This is a genomic window from Bacillus sp. GMs2/2, from assembly GCF_050172095.1.
In the GTDB taxonomy this organism is placed as follows: Bacteria; Bacillota; Bacilli; order Bacillales; family Bacillaceae_G; genus Bacillus_A; species Bacillus_A cereus.
The window spans coordinates 1-4696 of sequence record NZ_JBNLYE010000315.1 but is presented as its reverse complement, the minus strand read 5'-3'; the positions used below and the strand labels follow the sequence as shown (position 1 = coordinate 4696).

Genomic DNA, 4696 nt, shown 5'->3' with positions numbered 1-4696 from the left:
TGATTGATTTACTGAAAAATTCTATGACAACATTACAAAACAACCTAATTTAATTACTATTATTGAGCGTTACAGCTCTATTCCAAAACTAAAACAAACTTTAAAAACACATATTAAAGAATTATTCAGCGGCCATATGCATGAAGATTTTATTGAACAGCGTGTTAGGATTGCCAAAAGGCATGTACAAATTGGTTTACATCGAAAATGGTATACTGCTGCTTATCAAGAATTATTCCGCTCTATCATGAAGATTTTGCAAACAAAAATAACGACAATCGATGATTTTTCATATTCTATAAATGTCATAAATAAATTATTCACTCTTGAACAAGAACTTGTTCTTGCAGCTTATGAATCTGAATATGAAAGAATGCAAAAAGAGCTTGAGAAAGAAAAAGAATTAACTGCTATGACAATTACGCATATCGCAACAGAACTAGCTGCTGTATCTGAAAAAACAAGCTCTTCTATTCAAAAACTAACCGCCAAATCTGAAACTATTGTAGAGATTGCTAAAACAGGTACATCATTAGCTACAACATCTGAAGAAAAAGCGAATAAAGGGAAAGAACAATTAAACCAGCAAAACAAACGAATGGGATCTATTCAAATGAATATGGAGACGATTATTACAGATACTCATGAACTTCTCAATATTTCTAACAAAATTAATGAAATCATAGATATTGTTAAATCGATTGCGGAGCAAACCAATTTACTCGCACTAAATGCAGCTATCGAATCTGCACGTGCTGGAGAATTTGGGAAGGGGTTTTCTGTTGTTGCTGGTGAAATCCGAAAATTATCAGAGCAAACGAAAGAATCTATATTTAACGTTACAAAGCTCGTCGAAAAAACAAATGAACAAATTACCCGTGTATCGTCTTCCGTGAAACAAATTAGCTCTCTCGTATCGGAAGGAACGGATAGTATGTCGGCAACTGATCGATACTTCCAAGAAATCGTAAAAGATATGTCTAACTCAAAAGAACAGAATAAGAAAATTGAACACGAACTACAAGCTATTTCACAAGTAATGAAAGGAATTCAAGATGATTCCTCACAAATGGCTCTAACAGCCGATAATTTGCAACTAGAATTAAATCGATAAGATGAAATTTAGTAGTCAGGCATACTTTCCATCTGCACTGACTACTAAATTTCATCTTCCATCAAAAAAAGAATCCAGAATGGATTCTTTTTATTTTCTGAAAAATATTTTTTGACAATACACATAACTCATATAAACACCAAAGCTCTGCAAAATAAACAATGCTGGCATAATTACATTGTAATATGCCATATCTAATCGGAAGAGCTTTAACAATACGTAGCCACTAATTAAAAATAAGAACAACATATATCCCTCATTTTGTTGTTTCTTAATAAGGAAGTGTAATAGAGCTATAGTCATAAACAATGTTACGGCTATATATATCAGTTTTTCACATTTGAAAAGAATAGAATTTATCCCTTCATCTGAAAACTGATTTATCATCGGTTCTAAAAGTTTAAATCTTTCTCCCTCAATCTCTTTTAACTTTTGATCAATATGCCCTGTTACACTTTGATTTTTCGATATTTTTTCCTCATGTTGCGTTTTTCCAATTAATACAGATTGAACATACGTCTCATTCGCAATCGTATATTGTGACATTCCCATTGTCTTAATTCCATAATTCACACCAAAATGGGCACTATAAAATAGAATAAGTATCCCTATCATTTTTAGTAACACCTTTTGTTTCGTTGCTGATTGAAATACTTCGATTAATAATACATATACCGTGATAAAAATAGGAAGAAATAATCCCATTGGGAAAATCATATTACTAAATGCAAGTAAAATCGCTGAAAACACCCACATATAAGGATGATCTAATCCTTTATATAAAAGTATGTAACAAGCAAAATAAAATAAAAATATTGCAAGTGACTCAGAAGTTAATACGGAACTCATGAATATATTTGGAATATACAGAGCATAAAAGATAGAAGCAATACGACCGCATTCTTCTCCAAAAACCATTCCCGCAATACGATAAATAAATAACGCTGTTCCTGTGCAAAATAGCACATTAAATAGTTGTAAAGCGAATAATGAATCACCAAATATACGAATAATTACCGACTCATATATAATAAAAGGTAAATGAGTTACAGTCCCTATATTATTACCAATTGCAATCTGCTTTGCAGACTCATACATCACTTTCATATCACCAATTATTGGAGCATCTACAAATAACAGCATACTAAGCCTCACAACTATAGATATACTTATAAGAAAAATAAGAAATTGTTTATCTGTAAAACGATATTGTAGAATTGATGCCACTAACAAAATGAGTATGACGAAAATTGCCAATATGATTGTTACACTTGTTGTACTTCCTCCAAAAAATTGCTTACTTGTCTCAAATGCTGCCCAACAACTATAAACGAAAAATGCGAGCATCGCACCGATTGTAATTTTATTGAAGAAAGATGAAAAATTTGTTTGTATATGATTCATATGTCCATTGCACCTCTATTTCCATTCATAACAAAACGATTCTATCATGAATGGGTACACGGCTGATAGGGAATTTCTATGACAAATATATAGTCATTACTTTTTACTTGCAATGTAAGCGAATCCTCTTTTACACTACATTTTAGATAAAATAAATTTTCTTTCAGTTACATGAATACAAATACAGAAGTTTAAATAATCCTCTTTTGGAATACACTTTACTTCATTAAATATCTAATATGAGTACTAAGCTTACACATATTATTCTGATTGAAAACAGACTATAGGGGCTGAATATATGGAAAAGAAATTCATGCGAGAATCTAAAGCAATTAAGACAACACGTGTTTTTCCTAACGATTTAAATAATCACCAAACACTTTTTGGAGGGAAATTATTAGCAGAGATTGATAGTATTGCTTCAATTGCGGCTGCAAGACATAGTCGTAAACATTGCGTAACAGCATCTATTGATTCAGTTGATTTTTTAACTCCAATTCACCAAGCTGATTCTGTTTGTTATGAAGCATTTGTATGTTATACAGGTAAATCTTCAATGGAAGTTTTCGTAAAAGTAATCGCAGAAAATTTATTAGCAGGCGAGCGTAGAATTGCCGCTACTTGCTTCATTACATTCGTGGCAATAAAAGATGGAAAACCTTCGTCCGTACCACAAGTACTTCCTGAAACTGAGGAAGAACATTGGTTACACACAACCGGTTCAGAACGCGCGGAAAATAGAAAAAAAGGGCGTTTACAAAGCAAAGAAATGGCTGAGGTTTTAACTTTAAATAAACCTTGGAATATTTAATACGATACTCTTCCATATACATGCACAGATTTTTTCTTCCTTGCATGTATTTTTTTATACAAAATATCACCTCTTACCATTTTATTATCAATCTGTTCTCCTAAATCATGCACCAGCTTTTCCTTTATTTTGTTATACTATTAATGGTATATTAAATAAAGTTCGTTTAAAAATAACCATAATATGATTAAGTATATAAGGGATGGTGCGGTAATGACTATTGAAGTACCAATTTCAATACCAAAAACGTTAATTATTATTCCAGCGTATAACGAGGAAGAAGCAATTGCAGATACATTAACAAGATTATTAAAACTAAAACAGCATTTCACAGGATTAAGCATTTGTGTTATTAATGATGGATCACACGATAAAACAGCTCAAATCGTACAAGATTTTCCTGTTCACCTTGTGAATTTACCATATAACCTAGGTATTGGCTCAGCTGTACAAACTGGATATAAATACGCATATGAGAACGGATATGATATTGCGATTCAGTTCGATGCTGATGGACAACATAATCCAGATGATTTATATAAAATTATAAAGCCAATCGCTGAAGATGAATGCGATATGGTGCTAGGGTCACGTTTTACAGAAAAAACAGCATATAAAGGTAGTATTTCCAGAAGAATCGGTATTTTTTATTTTACTGCCCTATTGAAAGTACTAACAAAACAAACATTTATGGATCCAACTTCTGGATATCGTGCTATCAATCGAGAAGTAATTAAAATTTTTGCACACAACTATCCAAAAGACTATCCAGAACCAGAAGTTCTTATTCATTTAAAAAAGAAAAAACTTCGCATTAATGAAATATCTGTAAATATGCAAGAGCGACAAGGTGGACAATCTTCCATCACACCTTTTAAATCTGCATATTACATGATTAAAGTAAGCCTTGCTATATTGATGCAAAAAATCGTGAAAGGTTGATAATAAATGCCTATAATTACCTTTTCATTCATCTTTATTTTATTATTATTATTATTAATTATTAATTCCATTCGCCGTGGAACTTTAGAAACGAAATATGCTGTTTTATGGATTTTTGTTTGTATTGCAATGGCTATTTTAAGTTCTACCGATAAAATTATAAACTGGATTGGAAAACTATTAAAAGTAGAATATCCCCCTTCCATTTTATTCTTATTTGGACTATTATTCTGTTTCATTTTAATTTTTGACCTAACAAGAAAAATTTCTAAACAACATCATCAACTTGTAACATTAACGCAAGATTATGCGTTACTAAAGCAAAAATTAAATGCAACTGAGCCAGACAAAGACTAACCTAATATTTCAAAGCTAATATAAAAAACCTCTTAATTTATTTCAAAAATTAAGAGGTTTTTTATTCT

The 4696-nt window shown here is 31.3% G+C and carries 5 protein-coding genes and 1 pseudogene; 5 read left to right on the top strand and 1 reads right to left on the bottom strand.

The window, feature by feature from the left end:
* Positions 1–22 precede the first annotated feature (22 nt).
* Both ACQGS6_RS23270 and ACQGS6_RS23265 read left to right on the top strand, forming a co-directional pair.
* Positions 23–358 (top strand): annotated as a pseudogene (locus ACQGS6_RS23270) (protoglobin domain-containing protein); the annotation flags it as partial.
* 15 nt (positions 359–373) lie between these two features.
* Entirely contained in the window at positions 374–1114 is a 741-nt protein-coding gene (locus ACQGS6_RS23265) for a methyl-accepting chemotaxis protein (RefSeq protein WP_370940964.1), read from the top strand.
* A 90-nt stretch (positions 1115–1204) separates the two neighbouring features.
* Here the strand turns inward: ACQGS6_RS23265 and ACQGS6_RS23260 are convergent, their stop codons facing one another.
* A complete protein-coding gene (locus ACQGS6_RS23260; protein ID WP_001015634.1) occupies positions 1205–2518 on the bottom strand; it encodes an ArnT family glycosyltransferase in 1314 nt (437 codons plus the stop codon).
* Between the two features lie 298 nt (positions 2519–2816).
* On the opposite strand from ACQGS6_RS23260, the gene ACQGS6_RS23255 reads away from it, so the two are divergent.
* From ACQGS6_RS23255 to ACQGS6_RS23245, 3 genes are all read left to right on the top strand, one after another.
* Positions 2817–3329 (top strand): acyl-CoA thioesterase, encoded by a 513-nt coding sequence (locus ACQGS6_RS23255; RefSeq protein ID WP_000412122.1) that lies wholly within the window; start codon positions 2817–2819, stop codon positions 3327–3329.
* A gap of 213 nt (positions 3330–3542) precedes the next feature.
* Positions 3543–4271 (top strand): glycosyltransferase family 2 protein, encoded by a 729-nt coding sequence (locus tag ACQGS6_RS23250; protein ID WP_000151539.1) that lies wholly within the window; start codon positions 3543–3545, stop codon positions 4269–4271.
* A gap of 6 nt (positions 4272–4277) precedes the next feature.
* A complete protein-coding gene (locus tag ACQGS6_RS23245) occupies positions 4278–4628 on the top strand; it encodes a DUF2304 domain-containing protein (RefSeq protein WP_001121774.1) in 351 nt (116 codons plus the stop codon).
* Positions 4629–4696 lie beyond the last annotated feature (68 nt).